We start from the raw sequence: 23,365 nt of genomic DNA, 5'->3' as shown, positions 1-23,365 counted from the left end.
TTTTTCTGAAATAACTACATCTTCTGAAATACTGAAAATATTACTATTCATGTGATACATTTCTTCTTTTGTAATTTCGAAGACATTGTCTTTACCAAAGAAATTTACCAACCATTCATATTCTTCTGCTTCTAAAAAACCATTTTGATGAATTATTGCTTTTCCTTTTCCTACAGGCTGAAAACAACAATCTAAATGAAGAGCATTATCTTGAGGAATTGTATTAGACTTTCTAAGATTAAACGATTTTACTGTTTTATTAGGAAATAACTCTGTAAGCGCCTCAACAGCTTTCATATTTGTACGAGCTGTGATATAGCTAGGATAATCTTCACCTCTATAAGTTCCTATAAATATATGATCATCATAAAGCATAACATCACCACCTTCTACGTGAGCTTCCTCAGGTAGTTTAATTCTATTTTCTTTTGGCACTTGAGACCATACGTGCTCTATAGCATCAATCTCTTTTGCTCTATCTGGTAATATATTTGCTATTACCATCTTATCATCTATTACAAATGCTATATCGCGAGAAAATATTTGGTTGTAATCTTTTATTATAGTTGGCCTAAACACCTGTACATCATATTTTTCAAGCACCTTTGCTACAGCATTCATCTCCTCAACCATATCTTCTACCTTGGGATATGTACCTGCCTTAATATGAAGTTTAGATTTAGGATCATAAGCTTCCTCAAGCGTTGGTGCAGGACCATTACTTTTAGCTCTTCCCAATACAACCGCTCTAAGCCGAGAGGTTTCATTTGTAACGTGTAGTTTAAGCATAGGTATTTTTTTTGCAAATATAATTAAATGAAAAAGCGTGCCGTTAAAAAAAACAACACGCTATATAATTTTTTAGAGAAAAGATTAACGCTTATCTACAGCTTTAAATTCTCTGTGGTTCTCCCCAATGTAAACCTGTCTTGGTCTTCCTATTGGCTCTTTACGTAAACGCATTTCGCGCCATTGTGCTATCCAACCTGGTAAACGACCTAGAGCAAACATTGCTGTAAACATTTCAGTAGGTATTCCTAAAGCTCTGTAAATAATACCAGAGTAAAAGTCTACGTTAGGGTATAATTTACGGTCTACAAAATAGCTATCTTCTAAAGCTTCTTTCTCTAAACCTTTAGCTATATCTAATACTGGATCTTCAATACCTAAAGCACCTAATACATCATCTGCAGATTTCTTGATAATCTTAGCTCTTGGGTCGAAGTTTTTATAAACTCTATGACCAAAGCCCATAAGACGGAAAGGATCTTCCTTGTCTTTAGCTTTCTCCATAAACTTATGTGTATCTCCACCATCTTCTTTAATAGCCTCAAGCATTTCGATTACGGCTTGGTTGGCACCACCGTGAAGTGGACCCCAAAGCGCATTAATTCCTGCTGAAATAGAAGCAAATAATCCTGCATGAGAAGAACCTACTATACGTACAGTAGATGTAGAGCAGTTTTGCTCGTGATCTGCGTGTAGTATTAATAATTTATCTAACGCTTCAACTACTGTAGAAGACGCATTATATTCTCCATTAGGTTTCTTAAACATCATCTTTAAGAAATTCTCTACATACCCTAAAGAGTCATCACCATAATCTAATGGCTTACCAACTCGTTTTCTGTAGGCCCAAGCTGTAAGTACTGGAAATTTACCTAAAATCTTCACTATTGCGTTATACATTTCCTCTTCAGAATCTACATTAACTGAAGATGGATTAAATGCAATTAATGCATTTGTAAGTGAAGACAACACGCCCATTGGGTGTGCAGACTTTGGAAAACCGTCTAATATTTTCTTAATATCCTCATCTACGTGAGAGTGAGATTTAATATCTGTATGAAACTTTTCGAATTGTTCTTTAGTAGGAAGTTCTCCAAAAATTAACAGGTAAGCTGTTTCTAAAAAACTTGCTTTTTCAGCTAAATCTTCAATAGAGTATCCTCTGTAACGAAGAATTCCTTCTTCACCATTTAAAAATGTAATTGCACTTTCACAAGAGCCTGTATTTTTGTAACCTGGATCTATTGTAGTTAAGCCACCTGTAACACCTCTTAAGGTCTTAATGTCTATGGCAGATTCGTTTTCTGTTCCCGTAATTACTGGGAATTCGTACTTTTTTCCTTCGTATTCTAAAGTCGCATTCTTGGACATTCTTCTTCTAAATTTTATTGTTTTTCTGAATTCGCTAAGTTACGAAATCTACTGTTAAGAAACCATTAAACCATATCTTGAAAACATGGTTTTTTAATAAAATTATCATAAACATTTAGATCTGTATTATCATACTCTTATAAAAACCCTTGTTACATTACTTAATCCCGATGTTAGAATGATTTTCAATTATTGAAAAACTAATAATATATAGACTCATATAAAACATATATTTTCAGTAATAATGCTATCGAAAATAGATGCTTTTGGAAAAAGAACCCATATCACCAAACTTCAATTCGAGGTCTCCAGTACAATATATGTCTAAACCTACATAAGCTGATTAACAACCTTTAATACAGCTACTTATAATATTTAAAATGCCATTACAACATCGAATAAAAAAAGCCATTTATAAAAATTTGAATTCACACTTTATATTAACTACGAGACCTAAGCCTAAAAAAATTCAATTTTTTAAGTTAAAATACTGTTAATGAATTGATTGAATTTAAATGTTTAAACTATAATTACTAAAGATTTTATTTATTCTTTAGAAATAAAACAGTAAGAATAAGGCCCTGTTAAATCATATATAATTAATTTTTATTAAACCAACCATAAAATTTATCACTATATGAAATACTTTACACAAGCACACAAGCACACAAGCACACAAGCACACAAGCACACAAGCACACTAAAATTAAGTTTTTCTTTCTCATTGTTTTGCTTAGCCTAAGCACAACCCTGTTATCGCAAGAATATAAAAGCTTTTATTTAGAACTAGCTTCTGGCATTGGCGTGGATTTACTCGATGGGAGCCAAATAGTTATACAACCCGACCAAACCATAAAACTAGTTACAAATCAAACACATCCTATTTTTGATTTCCTAAATTCGAAACCTTTCTATTCTATAGAAAAAGCATTTCCAATGACTTCACTTCCTCGACTTAAAAAAGTATATATAATATCTATAAAAGATGATACTTTAGTGACTGACTTTGTTAATAACACAGGAATCACTTACTTTAAAGAGATAGATGATGATAATAATATATTAACTAGCACTACAACAGCAGTTAACAACACACAAATTTCGATACCAAATGATTACGAAGACTTACTTTATGGCGGCAATAATGCTTCTTTAGAATTAATTAATGCGCCATTAGCTTGGGCAATTACAACTGGTGATTCGAACATTTTGGTAGGAGTAGTAGACTCATCCTACGAGTTAAATCATCCCGATTTGACCGGGCAAATAGTTAACAATATTGAAGTCGTGCCAAGTAATTTTTCTCACGGAACAGCTGTAGCGAGCATCATAGCAGCAAATACCGATAACAATGAAGGACTATCAAGTCTTGGTAGAGATTTAAAGTTAGTAACTGCTACCTGTGGAGGTGGAGGTAACAATCTAGTTTCGGGTTTGGAAGAATTGGCAGATTATCCTGGTGTAAGAGTAATTAACTGTAGTTGGCGTATTTGCGAAGGCTCTCCTGTCAAAACTTATCTGGACGATGTTATGGATTATGTCCGTACAAAAGACATTTTAGTTGTAGCAAGTGCAGGCAATGGTGTTCAGGGAGATGGTACTGTAAAGGGTTGCGATTCAGACGGCAATGGTTATGGATATCCTGGCTCCTATGATGATGCGATTTCTGTTACAGGCGTTGGCCATAGATTTTCTATAGGCACTTTACAGGACAATATTCCTGGCCAAACTAAATCTTGGATTGACGTTCATAGGCAGCTACCTGACAACCCTAACAATTTTGCATCTCATACGCACAATGACAAAGTCAATGTTTCAGCTCCTGGTATTTACGTGCTATCTGCCACGGAAACATCCAACAATCAAACTGGATATACTGCAGGTATCGGTACGTCGTCATCAACGCCACTTGCTTCAGCACTGGCTGGATTAATTTTCTCCATTAATCCAAATTTCACAGCAACACAAGTTAAAGATATTATTGAATCTACGACAGATAACATATATGACATAGATTTAAATCAACCCTATATTGGCGAATTAGGAACAGGTCGCATCAATGCCTATGCTGCTGTTTTAAAAGCGCAATGTTTAACCAACCCTGAAAGCGGACTCGATCTTGCAATGCAAAATTCTCAACTCGACAATTTTGAAGAACCCGACACCTTAACAACACAACCATACCGAAGCAAGGATATATGGGTACGCAATCAAGATGATGGATTATTAGTAAAGGAGCATCAGAATCCTGAATATGACTCTAACAACCCCAATTACGTTTACGTAAGAGTAACCAATAGCAGTTGCGATAGCTCTACAGGATCAGATCCCTTAAAGCTCTATTGGGCTAAAGCCAACACAGCTTTATCTTGGCCAGACCATTGGGATGGCAGTTTAACAATGACAGATCCTATTACAGGAGAAGATATTCTTATGGGTGACCAGATTGGAACAGTTAACATTCCACCTTTAGATATTGGGCAGGAAGCCATATTGACTTTTGAATGGCTAGTGCCTAATCCCGAAGATTATGAAAATATCAACCCCAATCCCTGGCATTTTTGCCTTTTGGCTCGCATAGATACGCCTAACGACCCTATGACTACCCCTGAAAACGACAATATTGTCTTGAATGTGTGGAACAACAATAATATTGTATGGAAAAACACTACTGTTGTAGATGTCGTTGAAAATAGTTCTAATTATGGTGGTGTAGTCGCTGTGGGTAATTACAGTAATCAACAACAATCATTTGATCTCGTTTTTGTTAAAGATGCCAACGAAAAAGGGAAAGCTATTTATGAAGAAGCAGAAGTAGGTTTAGAAATGGACACCACCTTATATAATGCTTGGCAAGATGGTGGAAAAAGCCAATCGCAACTAAAATCTACCAAAGATGATTATAAGAAAATTCTCACCACCAACAATTCTAAACTAGGCAACATTATATTAGACGCTGGAGAAATTGGGACGTTATACGTTTCCTTCAACTTTTTTACTAACCAATCTACATCAAAGGATAAATTTGCATTAAGTGTTTTGCAACAGGATGCAACTACAGGTTCTCTTATTGGTGGTGAAGAATACATTATAAACAAAAAAACCAGCAGTAGTTTTAGGGCGAATGCCGGTGAAGATCAAGATATAAAAAAGGATGAGTTTATAGTACTTAGTGCTACACCCATAAATGAGGATGTCACTTTCAATTGGTATGACCAAAATAATACACTCCTCTATTCTGGTGAAAATGTATTGGTTAATCCCGAATTCACTTCAACCTATAAATTAGAAGTGATTTCAAACCTCAACGGATTTAAAGATTATGACCATGTAGACATTACTGTTAATCCTTTTTATCTCGAAAGTCTAATACCCAATCCTGCAAACAACCTAGTTACAGTGCAATATAAAGTCGATGAGGCAAGTTCTGCTTACCTATCAGTAGTTAATACTGCAACAGGACAACATCACAACTATATACTCGATACCACTCAAACCAGTAGACTTTTAGATATTTCTAATTTGAGTTCGGGGATTTACAGTATAATACTAGTGTGTGATGGCGAAATTCAAGACTCATTAAATCTTTCAAAACTATAAGTTATGAAAACCTTAATCATATTATTTTTTTTACTAACTACTTTATATTATGCTCAAGCCCAAGACTCGCAGCTTCTTGACAAAGAATGGACTTTAGATCATATAACACTCGATAATTTAAATTATTATCCTCCTTTTGAGAATGGTGAGGGTTCAGATTCTCAAATTGAATTTTATGATTCAGAAGTCAGTGAGTTAGTTGTTGTGTTTTGTTCATTTATAAGTGTCGTATATGAATTTTCTTCAACAAGCTCGGAATTCACAACGATAGGAAGCTGGGGAGGCTCTACTAATCAATGTTTTAATGAAGATAATCAAAATTATGAAGGTATGTACTACAATGATTTTTGGCTTACACATAACGATACCTCCAATAATACATTTTCTTATAACATTGTTACTGGAGATGATGGCACAATGATGCTCACTATCACCAACGAGAACGGCGATCAGGCCTTTTATAACAGTGCAGCACTTGGAGTTGAGGATAATGCAGGACAACAAATTACCATATTTCCTAATCCTGCGGAAGATGTGTTTCACATTATAAATGAGATGCCGTCTTCAATTTCTAGTTTGACTATATATAATATTAAAGGAAAACGGATCTTGCAAAAGGACAATATTTCCAAGAATGAAATAATAGATGTATCCTCATTACCATCAGGACTATATCTTGTAGATGTAAATAACACGGAAGGTCATCGTGAAGTTATAAAATTAGTAAAACGCTAAAGCCTTTCTTTAGCTAAAAAAAAGGCTTTCCTCATACTTACGGAAAGCCTTTTTCTATTGTGTCATTATAACACGCTCAATCGTCGTATTTGCACTAAATTTTAAACGCCAAGCGGCCTGGAAAATAAGCCGTATCACCCAATTCTTCTTCAATACGAAGTAATTGATTGTACTTAGCCATACGGTCACTACGAGATGCAGATCCTGTTTTAATTTGACCACAGTTTAGCGCTACAGCTAAGTCTGCAATAGTATTATCTTCTGTTTCTCCAGATCTATGAGACATTACACAAGTATAACCTGCATTCTGCGCCATATTGATTGCCGCAATAGTTTCAGACAATGTTCCTATTTGGTTTACTTTAATAAGAATTGAGTTGGCGATACCTTCTTTTATACCTCTAGAAAGTCTTTCAACATTAGTCACAAATAAATCGTCTCCTACTAATTGTACATTATCGCCTACTTTCTCAGTTAAAGATTTCCAACCATTCCAATCGTTTTCATCCATACCATCTTCAATAGAAATAATTGGATATTTTTTGGTAAGGTCTGCTAAATATTGAGCTTGTTCTTCTGAGGTTCTTGTAACTCCAGATTCGCCTTCAAATTTTTTATAATCGTATTTACCATCTACATAAAACTCTGCTGCCGCACAGTCTAATGCAATCATAATCTCATCACCAAAAGTGTACCCTGCATTTTCAACAGCTAGCTTAATACTGTCTAAAGCATCTTCTGTACCATCTAAAGTTGGCGCAAAACCTCCTTCATCTCCTACTGCCGTGCTTAAATTTCTTTCGTGAAGTACTTTTTTAAGGTTATGAAATATTTCAGAACCCATTTGCATTGCATGCGTAAAGTTTTTTGCTTTAACAGGCATTACCATAAATTCTTGAAAAGCAATTGGTGCATCACTATGTGAGCCGCCATTTATGATATTCATCATTGGTACTGGCAGTGTTTTAGCAGCTACGCCACCAACATATCTATACAATGGTAAGTTTAATTCATTTGCGGCAGCTTTTGCAACAGCCAATGATACTCCTAAAATAGCATTAGCTCCTAGCTTAGATTTGTTAGCTGTACCATCTATCTCACACATTTGTTTATCGATATATTCCTGCTCAAAAACAGAAACACCCATTAACTCTTGAGCAATGATTGAGTTTACGTTATCAACAGCTTTTTGCACGCCTTTACCCATATATGCTTTACCACCATCACGTAACTCTACCGCTTCGTGCTCTCCAGTTGAAGCTCCTGAAGGAACTGCTGCACGGCCAAGCACACCGTTTTCTGTAATAACATCTACCTCTACCGTTGGGTTTCCTCTTGAATCAAATATTTGTCTTGCTCTAATATCAATTATTATACTCATAATTTATAGGTTCTATTTTTCTGAAAATTACAGAAAAGGATCTTTAAAATAACTATTTTTTATAGGCTTTAACCTATAACGTTTTCGCCTTAAGCAGTTACTGGTTTTGAATTTTCTATTAATGTAATAAAATCATCAAACAAATATGTCGCGTCATTTGGACCTGGACTTGCTTCTGGATGGTATTGTACAGAAAAGCAGTTTTTAGATTTATGTTTTAAGCCTGCAATAGTATTATCATTGAGATGGCGATGAGTAACTTCGATATCTGGATGATTTTCTGCTTCCTCAATATTAATCGCGAACCCGTGGTTTTGAGATGTAATTTCTCCTTTACCAGTAGTAAGGTTTTTTATAGGGTGATTTATACCGCGGTGACCATTGTGCATCTTATATGTAGATACGCCTATTGCTAATCCTATAACTTGATGCCCTAAACAAATACCAAACAAAGGTTTGTTCTTTTCAATAATAGTCTTAGCTAATGTAATAGCATCTTTCAAAGGTTCTGGATCTCCAGGTCCATTAGATAAGAAATATCCGTCTGGATTAAATTTACCCATCTCCTCGTATGTAGAATTGTATGGAAAAACCTTAACGTAACAATCTCTTTTAGCTAAGTTTCTAAGTATGTTTTTCTTTACTCCAATGTCTAAAGCAGCGATTTTATATTTTGCATCTTTCTCTCCAATAAAATACGGCTCTTTAGTAGACACCTTAGATGCAAGCTCTAAACCAGCCATTGAAGGCACTTCTGCTAATTCTTTTTTAAGAGCGTCTATTTCATTTACACGTGTTGAAATTACAGCATTCATAGCGCCATTATCTCTTATGTATGCAACAAGTGCACGAGTGTCTACGTTCGAGATAGATAATAAGTTGTTTTCTTTTAAAAACTGCTCAAGAGACATATCACTACGTTGTCTTGAAAAATTATAACTAAAATTACGGCAAACTAAGCCAGCAATTTTAATATCGTCACTTTCTACATCATCAGAAAAAGTACCGTAGTTACCAATATGAGCGTTGGTAGTTACCATAATCTGACCAAAATAAGATGGGTCTGTAAAGATTTCTTGGTAACCAGTCATACCAGTATTAAAGCATACTTCACCAAAAGTGGTGCCTTCTACGTTTCCTACAGATTTACCATGAAAAATGGTGCCATCTGCCAATAAAATTAATGCGGGTTTATGATCTTGATATCTCATAGTATGTTATCATTAAAGTTTTGCAAAAATATAAAAACCAAATATTGTTTTGGGTTTGTTTTAAATATGAGTCAAAAAAAAAGGACAAGTTTTTCAACTTATCCTTTTTTCCTATATAACTAAGTGTCGAGTCATTATTACTCTTCTTCTTTGTTTGCTTTAGTTTCTGTTGCAGCTGCAGCAGTTTTGCTACCTCCACCACGACGACTTCTACGAGTTTTCTTTTCTGGTTTACCAGCAGTATAAAGCTCATTAAAGTCAACCAACTCAATCATTGCCATATCAGCGTTATCACCAAGTCTGTTTCCAAGCTTAATAATACGTGTATAACCACCTGGACGATCTCCTACTTTTGGTGCTACGTCTCTAAATAATTCAGTTACTGCATATTTATTACGCAATTTGCTAAATACTAGACGACGGCTGTGGGTAGTATCTTCCTTAGATTTTGTTACTAAAGGCTCTACAAACATTTTTAAAGCTTTAGCTTTAGCAACAGTTGTATTTATTCTTTTGTGCTCAATTAGGGAACAAGCCATATTAGCTAACATAGCTTTTCTATGCGCTGTTTTACGTCCTAAGTGATTTCCTTTTTTTCTGTGTCTCATGACAGGTTGTTTAAATCATCATCTTGCTGCAACTTATTTTTAAAGGAGCAAAATATGATGTATTACTAATCTTTATCTAATTTATATTTTGAAAGATCCATTCCAAAATTAAGTCCCTTGTTGTTTACAAGTTCTTCTAATTCTGTTAAAGACTTTTTACCGAAGTTTCTAAATTTCATTAAATCGTTCTTATTATAAGAAACTAAGTCTCCTAATGAATCTACTTCTGCAGCTTTAAGGCAATTAAGTGCACGTACAGAAAGATCCATATCTACTAACTTAGTCTTTAATAACTGACGCATATGTAAAGACTCTTCATCATAAGTTTCAGTTTGAGCAATCTCATCTGCCTCTAGGGTGATGCGCTCATCACTAAATAACATAAAGTGATGTATTAAAGTCTTAGCAGCTTCAGTTAAAGCATCTTTAGGATGTATTGAACCATCTGTTTGGATTTCAAAAACTAACTTTTCGTAATCTGTCTTTTGCTCAACACGGTAGTTTTCAATACTATATTTTACATTTTTTATAGGGGTAAAAATAGAATCTGTGAAAATTGTACCTATTGGTGCGTTACTTTTCTTGTTTTCTTCTGCTGGAACATATCCGCGACCTTTTTCTATAGTAATTTCTATATTAAGGTTCACTTTTTTGTCCATATTACAAATTACCATATCTGGATTCAATACTTGGAATCCTGAAATGAATTTCTGGAAATCACCAGCAGTTAACTGCTCTTGACCAGAAATATTCATAGTTACAGTTTCATTGTCTACTTCGTCAATTTGTCTTTTAAAACGTACTTGTTTTAAATTTAATATGATTTCAGTTACATCTTCAACAACACCTGAAATTGTAGAAAATTCATGATCTACACCTTCAACACGTACAGAAGAAATTGCGAAACCTTCTAAAGAAGATAATAATACACGTCTTAGTGCATTACCTACTGTTAAACCATAACCAGGCTCCAACGGACGAAATTCGAATTTACCTTCGAAATCGGTTGAATCAATCATGATTACTTTATCGGGCTTCTGAAAATTTAATATTGCCATTTTTGTGTCTTCGTTTTAATTGTTATTAGGTTGCGCGGTTTAAAAGTTTGAAGAATACTTAAAAACCCTTTGGCCCAATACCAATGGATTAAATATTATTTAGAGTATAATTCGACGATGAATTGCTCATTAATGTTCTCTGGAATCTGAACTCTTCCTGGTACACTTACGTAAGTACCTTCTTTCTTTTCGTTATTCCAAGTTATCCATTCGTAAACAGTAGAGTTGTTTGATAAAGATGATTGGATAGCATCTAAAGATTTAGATTTCTCTCTTACACCTACAACATCACCAGCTTTAAGTTGGTAAGAAGGAATATTTACTAACTCACCATTTACAGTTATATGTCTGTGTGATACTAATTGTCTAGCACCTGGACGAGAAGGAGAAATTCCCATACGGTAAACAACGTTATCTAGACGAGATTCACAAAGTTGTAACAACACCTCACCAGTAATACCTGTTGCAGCTGTTGCTTTCTTAAATAATCCTCTAAATTGACGCTCTAATATACCGTAAGTATATTTTGCTTTTTGCTTTTCTGCTAATTGTATAGCGTACTCAGATTTTTTGCCACGACGACGGTTATTACCGTGTTGACCTGGAGGATAATTTCTTTTTTCAAAAGATTTATCTTCTCCGAAAATAGCTTCGCCAAATTTACGAGCTATCTTAGTTTTTGGACCAGTATATCTTGCCATTTCTAAAGTTTGTGTAAAAGAGACTATGAATTAAGGTCTAAAGTTAATCCTTCGACAGTCTTAGGTCTTTTACTATTGATATTTATTAAACTCGACGTCTTTTTGGTGGACGACAACCATTGTGAGGCATTGGAGTAACATCAATAATTTCTGTTACTTCAATTCCTGCATTGTGAATAGAACGGATAGCAGATTCTCTACCATTTCCAGGACCTTTCACATATACTTTTACTTTACGTAAACCAGCTTCATGAGCAACACCACTTGCATCTTCTGCTGCTAATTGAGCAGCGTAAGGAGTGTTTTTCTTAGATCCTCTAAAGCCCATCTTACCTGCAGAAGACCAAGAGATTACATCACCTTTCTTATTGGTTAAAGAAACGATAATGTTGTTGAAAGATGCAGAGATATGTGCTTCTCCAAATGCTTCAACAGCAACTTTACGTTTTCTAGCTTTGGCTTTAGCTGCACCAGCTTTACCTTTTACTTGTTTTGCCATTACTACTTATTATTTAGTTGCCTTCTTCTTGTTAGCAACAGTTTTACGTTTTCCTTTACGAGTACGAGAGTTGTTCTTAGTACGCTGACCACGTAATGGTAAACCACTTCTGTGGCGAATACCACGATAACAACCAATATCCATTAAACGCTTAATGCTTAAAGACACTTCTGTACGTAATTCACCTTCAATAGTGAACTGACCTACCTGCTGACGAATTCTACTGATTTCCTCATCATTCCAGTCTGATACTTTTTTGTCTTCACTTACATTAGCATTCTTAAGAACTTCTTGGGCTCTACTTCTGCCAATTCCGAAGATATAGGTTAATGCTATAACTCCTCGCTTTTGTTTTGGTATATCAACACCTGCAATTCTTGCCATAATTATCCTTGTCTTTGTTTGAATCTAGGATTCTTTTTGTTAATCACGTACAATCTGCCTTTTCTGCGTACAATCTTGCAGTCGGCACTTCTCTTTTTAATGGATGCTCTAACTTTCATAATGAATGTTTAGTATCTATAAGTTATACGAGCCTTTGTTAAATCGTAAGGGCTCATTTCTAATTTTACTTTATCTCCTGGTAATAATTTTATGTAGTGCATACGCATCTTTCCAGATATATGAGCCGTTACCACATGCTCATTTTCTAACTCTACACGAAACATCGCGTTTGAAAGTGCTTCTATTATTGTTCCGTCTTGTTCTATCGGCGGTTGTTTTGCCATAATTTATGCTACTGCTTTTCTATTCTTACCTGTTTTCATTAACCCGTCATAATGCTTGTTCAACAAGTACGAGTTTATTTGCTGCATTGTATCTATTGCAACACCAACCATAATTAATAGTGATGTTCCTCCAAAGAACAATGCCCAACCTTGTTGAATACCTAATAATCCTCCTACAATTGCTGGAAAAATAGCAATTAGTGCAAGGAAAATAGATCCTGGAAGTGTAATTTGAGACATAATCTTGTCTAAATATTCAGAAGTTTCTGTTCCAGGTCTTATTCCTGGTATGAAACCTCCACTTCTCTTTAAATCATCTGCAATCTTATTAGTAGGTACTGTAATTGCGGTGTAAAAGTACGTAAATACAATGATTAATAACGCAAATACTAAATTATACCAAAATCCGAAGATATCACTAAATGCTGCTGCAACACCTTGAGACGTTTCAGACTCTGATAATCCTGCTACTGCTGCTGGTATAAACATAATTGCTTGAGCAAAAATGATAGGCATTACACCAGATGCATTTAATTTTAGTGGTATAAATTGGCGTGAACCAAAAACATCTTTTTCATATCCTCCAGATTGTGTTCTTCTAGCATATTGTACTTGAATTTGTCGTACAGCCATTACTAACATTACTGAAGCAAATATGATAAAGAACCAAATTACTAGCTCTATAAGGATCATTATTAGACCACCGTTAGATTGATTTACTCTAGACACCCATTCTTGTGCAAATGCTTGTGGTAGAGTAGCAATAATACCAACCATAATTAATAATGATATACCATTTCCTATACCCTTATCTGTAATTTTTTCACCTAGCCACATTGCAAATATTGTTCCTGTAACTAAGATAATAACAGATGTAAAGTAAAATTGGAATGTTAATCCTAATACAAAGGCTTCTGTTGGTACACCTAATGCTGGTAAACTTGCTAAATAACCTGGTGCTTGCACCAAACAAATTGCAATTGTTAACCATCTTGTAATTTGATTAATTTTACGTCTTCCGCTTTCTCCATCCTTTTGAAGCTTTTGTAAGTAAGGTATAGCAATACCCATTAACTGTACAACAATAGATGCTGAAATGTAAGGCATAATACCTAATGCAAAAATTGAAGCATTAGAAAATGCACCTCCAGTAAAAGCATCTAAAAGACCTCCAATACCGCCACCTGCAAAATTTCCAGAAAACTGACCAAGTTGATCAGCATCAATACCTGGTAAAACAACTTGAGCACCAAAACGGTAAACTAATAACAAACCAAGCGTTACAAGGATTCTGTTTTTAAGTTCCTCAATCTTCCAGATATTTTTTAAAGTTTGGATAAATTTCATAAGGTGTATATATTATAAGGTTGTAGCTTCTCCGCCAGCTTTTTCGATAGCATCTTTAGCTGTCTTCGTGAATTTGTGAACAGATATTTTTAATGCTGTTTTTAATTCACCACGACCCATAATTTTTACTAGATCTTTTCTATTTGCCAAACGGTTCTCAACAAGAACATCTAAAGTTACTTCATCTGTAATGCGACCTGCATCAACATACTCTTGAAGTGTATCTAGATTAATTCCTTTGTATTCCACTCGGTTTCTGTTTGTAAAACCAAACTTAGGAACACGACGCTGTAATGGCATTTGTCCACCTTCAAAACCAACTTTTTTAGAGTATCCTGAACGTGACTTTGCACCTTTATGACCACGAGTTGCAGTACCACCTTTACCGGTACCTTGACCACGACCTTTGCGCTTAGCTTTATTTTTAACTGACCCTTCTGCAGGTCTTAGTTTGTGTAATTCCATTTGTAATGTGTTATGCTTCTTCTACAGAAACTAAGTGAGACACTTTATTTACCATTCCAAGGATGTTTGGTGTATCCTCGTGCTCGACTACTTGACCTATTCTTCTAAGACCCAATGCTCTTAATGTAAGCTTTTGGTCTTTTGGTCTTTTAATGTCGCTTCTTACTTTGGTTACTTTAATCTTTCCCATTGTTCCTAAGAATTATCCGTTAAATACTTTGTCTAAAGAGACACCACGTTGTTTTGCAATTGTATCTGCACTACGTAATTGTAATAATGCATCAAAAGTTGCTTTTACCACGTTATGTGGGTTTGATGAACCTTGGTTCTTTGATAATACATCATGTACACCAACTGCTTCTAATACTGCACGTATTGCACCACCAGCAATTACTCCTGTACCGGTTGCTGCAGGCATAAGCAAGACTCTAGCTCCACCATATTTACCCTTTTGCTCGTGTGGTAGTGTTCCTTTATTAAGAGGAATACGTACTAAGTTTTTCTTTGCATCTTCTACTGCTTTAGAAATAGCTTCAGAAACCTCTTTAGATTTTCCTAAACCTTGTCCTACAACACCAGATTCATCTCCTACAACTACAATTGCAGAAAAACCGAATGCTCTACCACCTTTAGTAACTTTAGTTACACGTTGTACGCCTACTAAACGATCTTTTAACTCTAATCCGCTTGGTTTAACAAGCTCTACATTTTTATACTTCTGATACATAATTTAGAATTTAAGTCCGGCTTCGCGTGCACCGTCTGCTAATGATTTAACTCTACCGTGGTATAAGTAACCACCTCTATCAAATGCAACTGCTTCGATACCAGCTTTTGTAGCTTTCTCTGCAATTGCTTTTCCTACTGCAGCAGCAACCTCCATACCGGTGCCTTCTGCGTTAACTTCTTTATCTCTAGAAGAAGCTGAAGCTAAAGTAGTTTCATTTACATCATCGATAATTTGAGCGTAAATTTCTTTATTGCTTCTAAATACTGCTAATCTTGGACGGCTAGGTGTACCGCTTAAATTTTTGCGTATTCTTCTTCTAATTCTAAGTCTTCTTGTTTCTCTTGAAAATGCCATAATACTGAATAATTATGCAGACTTACCTGCTTTTCTTCTTATTTGTTCTCCTACAAACTTAATACCTTTTCCTTTATAAGGTTCTGGCTTACGGAACGCACGGATCTTAGCCGCAACTTGTCCTACTAATTGTTTGTCGAAAGATGTTAAAATCACTATTGGGTTTTTACCTTTCTCAGATACTGTCTCAACTTTAATTTCTGGAGCAAGGTCTAACACAATATTGTGAGAGAAACCAATTGCTAAATCAAGCTTTTGACCTTGGTTTGAGGCTCTATAACCTACACCAACCAATTCTAATTTTTTAGTGAACCCTTGTGATACACCTTCAACCATATTCTGAATTAAAGCACGATATAAACCGTGTTTAGATTTATGGTCTTTTAATTCTGAAGGACGCTCCAAGATAACTTCGTTATCCTCAACTTTTACATTGATATCCTTAATCTCTTGATGGAGCTCGCCTAACTTTCCTTTAANTGTAATTACGTTATCATTTAAGCTAACGGTTACGCCATCTGGNATCGTCACTGGACTGTTACCTATTCTTGACATTGTTTTACCTTTTAATTGGTATTATTAACTTAGTATACGTAGCAAAGTACTTCACCACCAACATTCTCCTTACGAGCTTGTTTGTCTGTCATTACACCATGAGATGTAGAGACAATAGCAACTCCTAATCCGTTAAGGATTCTAGGAACTTCTTGTGAACCTGCGTACTTACGTAAACCTGGTTTACTAATTCTTTGAATCTTTTTAATAACTGGTTCTTTAGTAACCTTNTCATATTTTAAAGCTATCTTAATACTACCTTGAGCAGTTGTATCTTCAAACTTATAACTAAGGATAAAACCTTGATCAAAAAGAATTTTTGTAATTTCTTTCTTAAGATTAGATGCAGGAATTTCTACAACACGATGGTTTGCAGCATTTGCATTTCTAATTCTTGTAAGGTAATCTGCGATTACGTCTGTATTCATCTGTATGAAATTGCGGTGATGGTTTTCTTAAATAGAACCTTCCACCAATTTATATAATTTTTCTGCTTTTGCAGGAATTACCAAGATGCTTTTTTAACACCTGGAATTAAACCTTTATTTGCCATTTCACGAAACATTACACGTGAAAGACCAAATTGTCTCATATAACCCTTAGGTCTTCCTGTAATTTTACAACGATTGTGTAAACGAACAGGTGAGGCATCTTTAGGTAATTTTTGTAATGCATCATAATCTCCAGCTTCTTTAAGAGCCTTGCGCTTTTCTGCATACTTTTCTACCATCTTTTCACGCTTTCTTTCGCGTGCTTTCATTGATTCTTTAGCCATAATTAATTCTTTTTAAAAGGTAAACCTAATTCTACTAACAATGATTTTGCTTCTTTGTCTGTATTTGCAGTTGTAACGAATGTAATATCCATACCTGCAATTTTATTTACCTTATCAATATCTATTTCTGGAAAAATAATCTGCTCNGTAACTCCTAAATTGTAGTTACCTCTACCATCAAAACCTGTAGCTTTAATTCCGTTAAAATCTCTAACACGTGGAAGTGCAGAAGTTATAAAACGGTCTAAAAATTCATACATACGCTCACCTCTCAACGTAACTTTAACACCAATAGGCATCCCCTTACGTAGTTTAAAGTTAGCGACATCCTTTTTAGATATAGTAGATACTGCTTTTTGACCAGTTATTGCAGTTAATTCATCAATNGCATGATCAATNAACTTNTTGTCAGCTACTGCTCCACCAACACCTCTACTTACAACTATCTTAGTAAGTTTTGGCACTTCCATGATATTGCCATAGCTAAACTCTTCCTTAAGAGCAGCGATAACGCGCTCATTATATTCTGTTTTTAGTCTCGGTACGTAACTCATAACTAAATAGTGTCGTTTGTGGTTTTTGCAAACCTTACTTTTTTACCATCTTCCATTCTATATCCTACACGTGTAGTTTTTCCATTACCGTCTATTAATGACAGATTAGAGATATGAATAGCTGCTTCTTTTTCTTTGATACCACCTTGAGGACTAGATGCACTAGGCTTCTCGTGTTTCTTTACAAGGTTAACACCTTCAACAATTGCTTTGTTTTTTTCAACAAGAACTTTCTGGATTTTTCCTTCCTGTCCTTTGCTTGCACCAGCAATTACTCTTACAGTGTCTCCTACTTTTATTTTCAACTTTGTTGCCATCTTTTGTTTCAATTACAGCACCTCTGGCGCTAGTGATACAATTTTCATGAACTGCTTATCACGAAGTTCTCTAGCAACAGGTCCAAAGACACGTGTTCCTCTCATCTCACCAGTAGGATTCAACAATACACATGCATTGTCATCAAAACGGATATATGAACCGTCTGGTCTACGAACTTCTTTCTTAGTACGTACAACTACTGCTGTAGAAACGGCACCTTTTTTAATTCCACCGTTTGGTGTTGCCTCTTTTACACTGACAACAATTTTATCTCCTACAGACGCATATCTGCGTTTGGTACCTCCCAATACACGGATAGTCAAAACTTCTTTTGCTCCTGTATTGTCTGCTACTCTTAATCTAGATTCTTGTTGTAACATTATTTAGCTCTTTCAATGATTTCTACTAATCTCCAACATTTCGATTTGCTCATTGGGCGAGTTTCCATAATTCTTACAGTATCACCTTCGTTGCAATCGTTTGTTTCGTCGTGCGCTACATACTTTTTCGTTTTTAAAACGAATTTTCCGTACATAGGGTGTTTTACTTTCTTAATTTCAGAAACCACTATAGATTTCTGCATCTTATTACTTGTAACAACACCAACACGCTCTTTTCTTAAATTTCTTTTTTCCATTTCCATCAGAATTAAGCGTTTAGTTCTCTTTTTGTTAACTCTGTTGCAATTCTTGCAATAGACTTTCTCATACTTCTTAACTGCATAGGGTTTTCCAGAGGAGAAAGGCTATGCGCCATTCTTAATTCTGAATATGCTTTCTTAGACTTTACAAGTTCTTCTTGTAGCTCTTCTGTTGAAGCTTCTCTTACTTGTGGTTGTTTCATAACGCTCATAACTTAGTCTTTATAATCGTAATCTCTAGAGACAATAAACTTTGTTCTTACTGGAAGTTTCTGTGCNGCAAGNCGTAATGCCTCTTTTGCTGTTTCCATATTAACACCACCAAGTTCAAACATGATTCTACCAGGTTTTACTACTGCTGCCCAATATTCAACTGCACCTTTACCTTTACCCATACGTACTTCAAGAGGTTTTTTAGTNATTGGCTTATCTGGGAATATCATAATCCAGATAGAACCTTCTCTTTTCATATAACGAGTAGCTGCAATACGTGCCGCCTCAATCTGTCTAGCTGTGATGAAGCTTGAGTCTAAAGACTTTAATCCAAATGTACCACTTGACAATCTGTGTCCTCTTTGGGCTAAGCCCTTCATACGACCCTTTTGCTGCTTGCGGTATTTTGTTCTTTTAGGCTGTAACATTGCTCTTTACTTTAAAATAATTATTTTCTACGACGAGATTTTCCTCTTTGACCACCAGATTTACCACCTTGCTTTTCAAGGCCTACTAATGGAGAAAGCTCTCTCTTTCCGTAAACTTCACCTTTCATGATCCATACTTTAATACCCAACTTACCATAAGTAGTTTGAGCTTCAACTAAAGCATAGTCAATATCGGCTCTAAAAGTAGATAAAGGAATACGTCCTTCTTTATAAGACTCTACACGTGCCATTTCAGCTCCGTTAAGACGTCCTGCAATCTGGATCTTAATACCTTCTGCATTCATTCGCATTGCAGCCGCAATAGCCATCTTGATTGCACGACGGTAAGAGATTCTGTTTTCAACTTGTCTAGCTACACTAGCTCCAACAAGATGAGCATCTAACTCAGGTCTTTTAATCTCAAAGATATTAATCTGTACTTCTTTACCAGTTAATTTCTTAAGCTCTTCTTTTAACTTGTCTACCTCTTGACCACCTTTACCGATAATAATACCAGGTCTAGCAGTAGTGATAGTAACGGTTACAAGTTTAAGCGTACGCTCAATAATTACTCTTGACACACTAGCTTTAGAAAGACGTGCATGGATGTACTTTCTAATCTTATCGTCTTCGGCAAGTTTATCACCGTAGTCATTTCCTCCGTACCAGTTGGATTCCCANCCTCTNANGATACCAAGNCNATTNCCGATTGGATTTGTTTTNTGTCCCATACTCTAACTTAGCTTTGTGTATTATTNTTNNCTCCNANNACCANNGTNACGTGGTTNGANCNNTTTCTNATTCTATGTGCNCGACCNTGTGGTGCNGGACGNAGNCTNTTNANCATTACTACCACCATCCACTCTAATCTCTTGTACAAATAACTCAGCCTCTTCTACACTAGCATCCTCATTCTTTGCTTGCCAATTTGAAATGGCAGAAAGTAATAATTTCTCTAATCTTCTTGAAGCTTCCTTACTGTTAAACTTCAAAATATATAGTGCTTGTTCTACATCTTTACCTCTAACTAAATCTGCAACGATTCTCATTTTACGAGGTGATGTAGGGCAGTTATTCAACTTTGCAATAGCTAAGCTTTTCTTAGCCTCTTTCATTTGCTCTGCTCTTTCTCTTTTACGAACTCCCATAGCCTATTATTTTTTTCCTTTATTTTTCGCACCTACGTGTCCTCTAAAAGAACGTGTTGGTGAAAATTCTCCAAGCTTATGACCTACCATATTCTCAGTAACATAAACAGGTATAAATTGCTTCCCATTATGTACTCCTATAGTTTGTCCTACAAAATCTGGAGTTATCATAGAGGCTCTAGACCAAGTCTTAATAACTGTCTTTTTACCGCTATCCACATTTTGAGCTACCTTTCTCTCTAATTTATAGTGAACGTAAGGTCCTTTTTTTAATGAACGTGCCATATCTTATTTTTTCTTTCTAGTTTTTCTGCGTTCAACGATAAATCTGTTACTCGCTTTCTTCTTGTAACGTGTCTTATAGCCTTTTGCAGGTATACCATTACGTGATCTTGGGTGTCCTCCAGAAGATTTACCTTCACCACCACCCATTGGGTGATCAACTGGGTTCATCACTACTGGACGAGTTCTTGGTCTTCTACCTAACCATCTTGAACGACCTGCTTTACCAGATACGATTAACTGATGATCAGAGTTAGATACCGCTCCTATTGTAGCTTTACAAACAGACAAAATCATTCTAACCTCTCCAGATGGCAACTTAACAGTTGCATACTTACCATCTCTTGCCATTAACTGAGCAAAAGTACCAGCACTACGAGCCATAACAGCTCCTTGACCAGGATGTAATTCTATACAAGAAATTACAGTACCTAAAGGAATTGAAGATAACGGCATAGAGTTTCCAATTTCTGGAGCCAAGAAATCTTGACTTGAAATCACCTCTTGCCCAACTTCTAGTCCGTTTTGTGCAATGATATATCTTTTCTCACCATCTGCATAACTCAACAAAGCAATAAATGCTGTTCTGTTAGGGTCATACTGAATAGATTCTACTGTACCAGCTTGATCAAACTTATTACGTTTAAAATCAATGATACGGTAACGTCTTTTTGCACCACCACCACGGTAACGCATGGTCATACGACCAGAATTGTTTCTACCACCAGATCTTTTTCTCGGAGCCAAAAGGCTTTTTTCCGGCTTATCAGTTGTCACGGCATCATTTCCGTTAACAACTCTAAAACGCTGTCCTGGTGTTATTGGTTTTAATTTTCTTACTGACATTTTTTAGTCTTAAAGATTGCTATATAAATCTATTGTATCTCCGTCTGCAACCTTAACTACTGCTTTTTTATAAGCTGAAGTTTTACCAGTCACGATACCAGTTTTGGTATATCGCGTTCTGCGGTCTGGACGTACATTTAAAGTTCTTACTTGGTCTACATTAACGCCATAAGTACTTTCAACAGCTTCCTTAATCTGGATTCTGTTTGCCGTCTTAGCAACCTCAAAAGTAAAGCTATTTTCTAGCTCACTTAAACGGGTCGCCTTTTCTGTAATAATTGGTTTTATCAAGATGCTCATGACGATTGTTTAACTTAAGTTTGACTCAATTTCTTCTAATGAACCTTCTAAAAGCACTAAACTTTGAGAATTCATTATTTTGTAAGTGTTTAATTCTGAAACAGTTACGACATTAGAGCCTTTAAAATTTCGCGAAGACAAATATACGTTTTTATTTGTATCTCCCAAGACTATCAGCGATTTATTGTTTTCTATCCCTAAATTAGTTAAGAAATCAATATAGTTTTTAGTCTTTGGAGCGTCAAATGAAAAGTTCTCAACAATTACAATTGCATTGTCTTGAGCTTTTTGTGATAACGCAGATCTACGCGCTAATTGCTTCTGTTTCTTATTTAATTTGAAACTGTAATTTCTTGGTCTTGGACCAAATATACGTCCACCACCTCTGAATACAGGAGATTTAATACTACCTGCACGTGCTGTACCAGTTCCTTTTTGTTTCTTGATTTTGCGTGTACTACCAGCGATTTCAGCACGTTCTTTAGCTTTATGCGTACCTTGACGCTTGTTAGCTAAGTGTTGCTTTACATCTAGGTAAACAGCATGTTCATTTGGCTCAATACCGAAAACAGCGTCAGAAAGAGTAACCTTTCTACCTATTTCTTTTCCTTTGATATCTAAAACTGCTATCTCCATTACTTCTGAATCGTTACATAAGAGTTCTTGTGTCCAGGAACAGCACCTTTAACTACTATAAGGTTTTTGTCTGCAACAACTTTAAGTACTCTTAAATTTTGAACTTTAACTTTCTCGTTACCCATTTGGCCAGCCATTTTCATACCCTTGAAAACTCTTGCAGGGTAAGAAGCCGCACCAATAGAACCAGGAGCTCTTAAACGGTTATGTTGACCGTGAGTTGCTTGACCAACACCACCAAAACCGTGACGCTTTACAACACCTTGAAATCCTTTACCTTTAGAGGTACCGGAAACATCAACGAACTCGCCTTCTTTAAACATTTCGACAGTTACACTGTCACCTAAATTGAAATCATCTTCAAATTTCTTGAATTCCGCGACTTTGTACTTAGGCGATGTTCCTGCTTTCTTAAAGTGGCCTACAGCCGCATTAGATGCACGTTTATCTGCCTTGTCATCGAAACCAAGTTGAAGAGCTTTGTACCCGTCAACCTCAGAGGTTCTGACTTGGGTAACGACACAAGGTCCAGCTTGAATGACAGTACAAGGAATATTCTTCCCGTTTTCGTCAAAAATGCTGGTCATGCCGATTTTCTTTCCTATTAACCCAGACATATTTATTAATTATAAATTACTATTACTTATTAATCTGAAGGACTTTCCTTCTAATAAAACAACAGGGTCAAAAAACTTCAACCCTGTTGATTTTTTTTGATTCCGTTTTTCCCTTGCTAACAAGCTTGGGACATGTTAAAGAGTTACTCAAACTCTTTTGACATAAAAGTTAAACTTTTATCTCTACTTCAACTCCACTAGGAAGCTCTAATTTCATAAGAGCATCAATAGTTTTAGATGAAGAGCTATAAATATCTAACAGTCTTTTATAAGAGCTTAACTGAAATTGCTCTCTAGACTTTTTATTTACGTGCGGTGAACGCAATACTGTAAATATTTTTTTATGTGTAGGTAAAGGAATTGGCCCTGTTACTACAGCTCCAGTACTTTTTACCGTTTTTACAATCTTCTCAGCTGATTTATCTACCAAGTTGTGATCGTAAGACTTTAATTTTATTCTGATTTTCTGACTCATT

Annotated in this window: 34 protein-coding genes and 1 pseudogene; 2 read left to right on the top strand and 33 right to left on the bottom strand. The window is 35.6% G+C overall.

The window, feature by feature from the left end; genetic code table 11:
• Together CL818_RS03765 and CL818_RS03760 are read right to left on the bottom strand one after the other, a co-directional pair.
• Positions 1 to 789, bottom strand: a 789-nt coding sequence (locus CL818_RS03765; protein WP_286971666.1) for a dimethylarginine dimethylaminohydrolase family protein, incomplete at its 3' end; no start/stop codon positions are given.
• A gap of 84 nt (positions 790 to 873) precedes the next feature.
• Entirely contained in the window at positions 874 to 2,160 is a 1,287-nt protein-coding gene (locus CL818_RS03760) for a citrate synthase (RefSeq protein ID WP_272973402.1), read from the bottom strand.
• Positions 2,161 to 2,964: 804 nt separating this feature from the next.
• On the opposite strand from CL818_RS03760, the gene CL818_RS03755 reads away from it, so the two are divergent.
• Entirely contained in the window at positions 2,965 to 5,760 is a 2,796-nt protein-coding gene (locus CL818_RS03755; protein WP_286971663.1) for a S8 family serine peptidase, read from the top strand.
• A 3-nt stretch (positions 5,761 to 5,763) separates the two neighbouring features.
• Positions 5,764 to 6,495, top strand: a complete 732-nt coding sequence (locus CL818_RS03750; RefSeq protein ID WP_013186934.1) for a T9SS type A sorting domain-containing protein — start codon at positions 5,764 to 5,766, stop codon at positions 6,493 to 6,495.
• A 94-nt stretch (positions 6,496 to 6,589) separates the two neighbouring features.
• Here the strand turns inward: CL818_RS03750 and eno are convergent, their stop codons facing one another.
• The 31 genes and pseudogenes from eno to rpsJ all read right to left on the bottom strand — a co-directional run bounded on the left by eno (position 6,590) and on the right by rpsJ (position 23,364).
• Entirely contained in the window at positions 6,590 to 7,876 is a 1,287-nt protein-coding gene (gene eno, locus CL818_RS03745) for a phosphopyruvate hydratase (protein ID WP_013186933.1), read from the bottom strand.
• Positions 7,877 to 7,965: 89 nt separating this feature from the next.
• A complete protein-coding gene (carA, locus tag CL818_RS03740) occupies positions 7,966 to 9,087 on the bottom strand; it encodes a glutamine-hydrolyzing carbamoyl-phosphate synthase small subunit (protein ID WP_272973401.1) in 1,122 nt (373 codons plus the stop codon).
• Positions 9,088 to 9,224: 137 nt separating this feature from the next.
• A complete protein-coding gene (gene rplQ / locus CL818_RS03735; RefSeq protein WP_013186931.1) occupies positions 9,225 to 9,695 on the bottom strand; it encodes a 50S ribosomal protein L17 in 471 nt (156 codons plus the stop codon).
• Positions 9,696 to 9,760: 65 nt separating this feature from the next.
• Complete coding sequence (locus CL818_RS03730) at positions 9,761 to 10,753, bottom strand: DNA-directed RNA polymerase subunit alpha (protein ID WP_041240931.1); 993 nt, start codon at positions 10,751 to 10,753, stop codon at positions 9,761 to 9,763.
• A 95-nt stretch (positions 10,754 to 10,848) separates the two neighbouring features.
• On the bottom strand, positions 10,849 to 11,454 hold the full coding sequence (gene rpsD / locus CL818_RS03725; RefSeq protein ID WP_013186929.1) for a 30S ribosomal protein S4: 606 nt from the start codon (positions 11,452 to 11,454) through the stop codon (positions 10,849 to 10,851).
• 85 nt (positions 11,455 to 11,539) lie between these two features.
• Complete coding sequence (rpsK, locus tag CL818_RS03720; RefSeq protein ID WP_013186928.1) at positions 11,540 to 11,953, bottom strand: 30S ribosomal protein S11; 414 nt, start codon at positions 11,951 to 11,953, stop codon at positions 11,540 to 11,542.
• A 9-nt stretch (positions 11,954 to 11,962) separates the two neighbouring features.
• Positions 11,963 to 12,337, bottom strand: coding sequence for a 30S ribosomal protein S13 (gene rpsM / locus CL818_RS03715; RefSeq protein WP_013186927.1), 375 nt, complete (start codon positions 12,335 to 12,337; stop codon positions 11,963 to 11,965).
• Positions 12,338 to 12,339: 2 nt separating this feature from the next.
• Positions 12,340 to 12,456 carry a type B 50S ribosomal protein L36 gene (gene ykgO / locus CL818_RS03710; protein WP_010519235.1) on the bottom strand — a complete coding sequence of 39 codons (117 nt, stop codon included), beginning with the start codon at positions 12,454 to 12,456 and terminating at the stop codon, positions 12,340 to 12,342.
• A 9-nt stretch (positions 12,457 to 12,465) separates the two neighbouring features.
• Positions 12,466 to 12,681, bottom strand: a complete 216-nt coding sequence (gene infA / locus CL818_RS03705; RefSeq protein WP_013186926.1) for a translation initiation factor IF-1 — start codon at positions 12,679 to 12,681, stop codon at positions 12,466 to 12,468.
• A gap of 3 nt (positions 12,682 to 12,684) precedes the next feature.
• Entirely contained in the window at positions 12,685 to 14,028 is a 1,344-nt protein-coding gene (secY, locus tag CL818_RS03700) for a preprotein translocase subunit SecY (RefSeq protein WP_272973399.1), read from the bottom strand.
• A gap of 12 nt (positions 14,029 to 14,040) precedes the next feature.
• Positions 14,041 to 14,493, bottom strand: coding sequence for a 50S ribosomal protein L15 (gene rplO / locus CL818_RS03695; RefSeq protein ID WP_272973398.1), 453 nt, complete (start codon positions 14,491 to 14,493; stop codon positions 14,041 to 14,043).
• A 10-nt stretch (positions 14,494 to 14,503) separates the two neighbouring features.
• Positions 14,504 to 14,683, bottom strand: coding sequence for a 50S ribosomal protein L30 (rpmD, locus tag CL818_RS03690; RefSeq protein ID WP_013186923.1), 180 nt, complete (start codon positions 14,681 to 14,683; stop codon positions 14,504 to 14,506).
• Between the two features lie 12 nt (positions 14,684 to 14,695).
• Entirely contained in the window at positions 14,696 to 15,220 is a 525-nt protein-coding gene (rpsE, locus tag CL818_RS03685; protein ID WP_013186922.1) for a 30S ribosomal protein S5, read from the bottom strand.
• Positions 15,221 to 15,223: 3 nt separating this feature from the next.
• Positions 15,224 to 15,577 carry a 50S ribosomal protein L18 gene (gene rplR / locus CL818_RS03680; RefSeq protein ID WP_013186921.1) on the bottom strand — a complete coding sequence of 118 codons (354 nt, stop codon included), beginning with the start codon at positions 15,575 to 15,577 and terminating at the stop codon, positions 15,224 to 15,226.
• 12 nt (positions 15,578 to 15,589) lie between these two features.
• Positions 15,590 to 16,132: a 50S ribosomal protein L6 gene (gene rplF, locus CL818_RS03675; RefSeq protein WP_286971620.1), complete on the bottom strand. Its 543-nt coding sequence runs from the start codon at positions 16,130 to 16,132 to the stop codon at positions 15,590 to 15,592.
• Between the two features lie 29 nt (positions 16,133 to 16,161).
• Positions 16,162 to 16,560, bottom strand: a complete 399-nt coding sequence (gene rpsH / locus CL818_RS03670; protein WP_286971617.1) for a 30S ribosomal protein S8 — start codon at positions 16,558 to 16,560, stop codon at positions 16,162 to 16,164.
• Positions 16,561 to 16,637: 77 nt separating this feature from the next.
• On the bottom strand, positions 16,638 to 16,907 hold the full coding sequence (rpsN, locus tag CL818_RS03665) for a 30S ribosomal protein S14 (RefSeq protein WP_013186918.1): 270 nt from the start codon (positions 16,905 to 16,907) through the stop codon (positions 16,638 to 16,640).
• Between the two features lie 2 nt (positions 16,908 to 16,909).
• Positions 16,910 to 17,461 (bottom strand): 50S ribosomal protein L5, encoded by a 552-nt coding sequence (gene rplE, locus CL818_RS03660; protein ID WP_286971612.1) that lies wholly within the window; start codon positions 17,459 to 17,461, stop codon positions 16,910 to 16,912.
• A 2-nt stretch (positions 17,462 to 17,463) separates the two neighbouring features.
• Positions 17,464 to 17,778, bottom strand: a complete 315-nt coding sequence (gene rplX / locus CL818_RS03655) for a 50S ribosomal protein L24 (protein WP_013186916.1) — start codon at positions 17,776 to 17,778, stop codon at positions 17,464 to 17,466.
• A gap of 12 nt (positions 17,779 to 17,790) precedes the next feature.
• Positions 17,791 to 18,159: a 50S ribosomal protein L14 gene (gene rplN, locus CL818_RS03650; protein WP_013186915.1), complete on the bottom strand. Its 369-nt coding sequence runs from the start codon at positions 18,157 to 18,159 to the stop codon at positions 17,791 to 17,793.
• Positions 18,159 to 18,416, bottom strand: coding sequence for a 30S ribosomal protein S17 (rpsQ, locus tag CL818_RS03645; RefSeq protein ID WP_041241134.1), 258 nt, complete (start codon positions 18,414 to 18,416; stop codon positions 18,159 to 18,161). Before rpsQ ends, rplN begins: the two co-directional genes overlap by 1 nt.
• Before the next feature lie 11 nt (positions 18,417 to 18,427).
• Positions 18,428 to 18,622, bottom strand: a complete 195-nt coding sequence (gene rpmC, locus CL818_RS03640) for a 50S ribosomal protein L29 (RefSeq protein WP_041241133.1) — start codon at positions 18,620 to 18,622, stop codon at positions 18,428 to 18,430.
• Between the two features lie 12 nt (positions 18,623 to 18,634).
• Positions 18,635 to 19,060, bottom strand: coding sequence for a 50S ribosomal protein L16 (gene rplP / locus CL818_RS03635; protein WP_286971601.1), 426 nt, complete (start codon positions 19,058 to 19,060; stop codon positions 18,635 to 18,637).
• 20 nt (positions 19,061 to 19,080) lie between these two features.
• Entirely contained in the window at positions 19,081 to 19,791 is a 711-nt protein-coding gene (gene rpsC / locus CL818_RS03630) for a 30S ribosomal protein S3 (RefSeq protein ID WP_286971598.1), read from the bottom strand.
• Positions 19,792 to 19,799: 8 nt separating this feature from the next.
• Positions 19,800 to 20,208 (bottom strand): annotated as a pseudogene (rplV, locus tag CL818_RS03625) (50S ribosomal protein L22).
• A gap of 6 nt (positions 20,209 to 20,214) precedes the next feature.
• The gene (gene rpsS / locus CL818_RS03620; protein ID WP_013186909.1) at positions 20,215 to 20,493 is read right to left on the bottom strand and encodes a 30S ribosomal protein S19; all 279 of its coding nucleotides are present in this window, start codon (positions 20,491 to 20,493) and stop codon (positions 20,215 to 20,217) included.
• 3 nt (positions 20,494 to 20,496) lie between these two features.
• The gene (gene rplB / locus CL818_RS03615; RefSeq protein WP_013186908.1) at positions 20,497 to 21,336 is read right to left on the bottom strand and encodes a 50S ribosomal protein L2; all 840 of its coding nucleotides are present in this window, start codon (positions 21,334 to 21,336) and stop codon (positions 20,497 to 20,499) included.
• A 9-nt stretch (positions 21,337 to 21,345) separates the two neighbouring features.
• A complete protein-coding gene (gene rplW, locus CL818_RS03610) occupies positions 21,346 to 21,636 on the bottom strand; it encodes a 50S ribosomal protein L23 (RefSeq protein WP_013186907.1) in 291 nt (96 codons plus the stop codon).
• Between the two features lie 9 nt (positions 21,637 to 21,645).
• Complete coding sequence (gene rplD, locus CL818_RS03605; RefSeq protein ID WP_013186906.1) at positions 21,646 to 22,272, bottom strand: 50S ribosomal protein L4; 627 nt, start codon at positions 22,270 to 22,272, stop codon at positions 21,646 to 21,648.
• Positions 22,272 to 22,889 (bottom strand): 50S ribosomal protein L3, encoded by a 618-nt coding sequence (gene rplC, locus CL818_RS03600; protein WP_013186905.1) that lies wholly within the window; start codon positions 22,887 to 22,889, stop codon positions 22,272 to 22,274. Before rplC ends, rplD begins: the two co-directional genes overlap by 1 nt.
• Positions 22,890 to 23,058: 169 nt before the next feature.
• On the bottom strand, positions 23,059 to 23,364 hold the full coding sequence (gene rpsJ / locus CL818_RS03595; RefSeq protein WP_010181931.1) for a 30S ribosomal protein S10: 306 nt from the start codon (positions 23,362 to 23,364) through the stop codon (positions 23,059 to 23,061).
• Between the last annotated feature and the right edge of the window lies 1 nt (position 23,365).

The sequence above is a fragment of the Croceibacter sp. genome, from assembly GCF_002716225.1.
GTDB classification, from domain to species: domain Bacteria; phylum Bacteroidota; class Bacteroidia; order Flavobacteriales; family Flavobacteriaceae; genus Croceibacter; species Croceibacter atlanticus.
This window is presented reverse-complemented; position numbering and strand designations above follow the sequence as displayed.

What these genes read in the sequence shown, in the direction of transcription:
- CL818_RS03760 (WP_272973402.1), bottom strand. Translation starts at nt 2,160, where the DNA reads ATGTCCAAGAATGCGACTTTAGAATACGAAGGAAAAAAGTACGAATTC.
- CL818_RS03750 (WP_013186934.1), top strand. Translation starts at nt 5,764, where the DNA reads ATGAAAACCTTAATCATATTATTTTTTTTACTAACTACTTTATATTAT.
- eno (WP_013186933.1), bottom strand. Translation starts at nt 7,876, where the DNA reads ATGAGTATAATAATTGATATTAGAGCAAGACAAATATTTGATTCAAGA.
- carA (WP_272973401.1), bottom strand. Translation starts at nt 9,087, where the DNA reads ATGAGATATCAAGATCATAAACCCGCATTAATTTTATTGGCAGATGGC.
- rplQ (WP_013186931.1), bottom strand. Translation starts at nt 9,695, where the DNA reads ATGAGACACAGAAAAAAAGGAAATCACTTAGGACGTAAAACAGCGCAT.
- CL818_RS03730 (WP_041240931.1), bottom strand. Translation starts at nt 10,753, where the DNA reads ATGGCAATATTAAATTTTCAGAAGCCCGATAAAGTAATCATGATTGAT.
- rpsD (WP_013186929.1), bottom strand. Translation starts at nt 11,454, where the DNA reads ATGGCAAGATATACTGGTCCAAAAACTAAGATAGCTCGTAAATTTGGC.
- rpsK (WP_013186928.1), bottom strand. Translation starts at nt 11,953, where the DNA reads ATGGCAAAACAAGTAAAAGGTAAAGCTGGTGCAGCTAAAGCCAAAGCT.
- rpsM (WP_013186927.1), bottom strand. Translation starts at nt 12,337, where the DNA reads ATGGCAAGAATTGCAGGTGTTGATATACCAAAACAAAAGCGAGGAGTT.
- ykgO (WP_010519235.1), bottom strand. Translation starts at nt 12,456, where the DNA reads ATGAAAGTTAGAGCATCCATTAAAAAGAGAAGTGCCGACTGCAAGATT.
- infA (WP_013186926.1), bottom strand. Translation starts at nt 12,681, where the DNA reads ATGGCAAAACAACCGCCGATAGAACAAGACGGAACAATAATAGAAGCA.
- secY (WP_272973399.1), bottom strand. Translation starts at nt 14,028, where the DNA reads ATGAAATTTATCCAAACTTTAAAAAATATCTGGAAGATTGAGGAACTT.
- rplO (WP_272973398.1), bottom strand. Translation starts at nt 14,493, where the DNA reads ATGGAATTACACAAACTAAGACCTGCAGAAGGGTCAGTTAAAAATAAA.
- rpmD (WP_013186923.1), bottom strand. Translation starts at nt 14,683, where the DNA reads ATGGGAAAGATTAAAGTAACCAAAGTAAGAAGCGACATTAAAAGACCA.
- rpsE (WP_013186922.1), bottom strand. Translation starts at nt 15,220, where the DNA reads ATGTATCAGAAGTATAAAAATGTAGAGCTTGTTAAACCAAGCGGATTA.
- rplR (WP_013186921.1), bottom strand. Translation starts at nt 15,577, where the DNA reads ATGGCATTTTCAAGAGAAACAAGAAGACTTAGAATTAGAAGAAGAATA.
- rpsN (WP_013186918.1), bottom strand. Translation starts at nt 16,907, where the DNA reads ATGGCTAAAGAATCAATGAAAGCACGCGAAAGAAAGCGTGAAAAGATG.
- rplX (WP_013186916.1), bottom strand. Translation starts at nt 17,778, where the DNA reads ATGGCAACAAAGTTGAAAATAAAAGTAGGAGACACTGTAAGAGTAATT.
- rplN (WP_013186915.1), bottom strand. Translation starts at nt 18,159, where the DNA reads ATGTTACAACAAGAATCTAGATTAAGAGTAGCAGACAATACAGGAGCA.
- rpsQ (WP_041241134.1), bottom strand. Translation starts at nt 18,416, where the DNA reads ATGGAAAAAAGAAATTTAAGAAAAGAGCGTGTTGGTGTTGTTACAAGT.
- rpmC (WP_041241133.1), bottom strand. Translation starts at nt 18,622, where the DNA reads ATGAAACAACCACAAGTAAGAGAAGCTTCAACAGAAGAGCTACAAGAA.
- rpsS (WP_013186909.1), bottom strand. Translation starts at nt 20,493, where the DNA reads ATGGCACGTTCATTAAAAAAAGGACCTTACGTTCACTATAAATTAGAG.
- rplB (WP_013186908.1), bottom strand. Translation starts at nt 21,336, where the DNA reads ATGTCAGTAAGAAAATTAAAACCAATAACACCAGGACAGCGTTTTAGA.
- rplW (WP_013186907.1), bottom strand. Translation starts at nt 21,636, where the DNA reads ATGAGCATCTTGATAAAACCAATTATTACAGAAAAGGCGACCCGTTTA.
- rplD (WP_013186906.1), bottom strand. Translation starts at nt 22,272, where the DNA reads ATGGAGATAGCAGTTTTAGATATCAAAGGAAAAGAAATAGGTAGAAAG.
- rplC (WP_013186905.1), bottom strand. Translation starts at nt 22,889, where the DNA reads ATGTCTGGGTTAATAGGAAAGAAAATCGGCATGACCAGCATTTTTGAC.
- rpsJ (WP_010181931.1), bottom strand. Translation starts at nt 23,364, where the DNA reads ATGAGTCAGAAAATCAGAATAAAATTAAAGTCTTACGATCACAACTTG.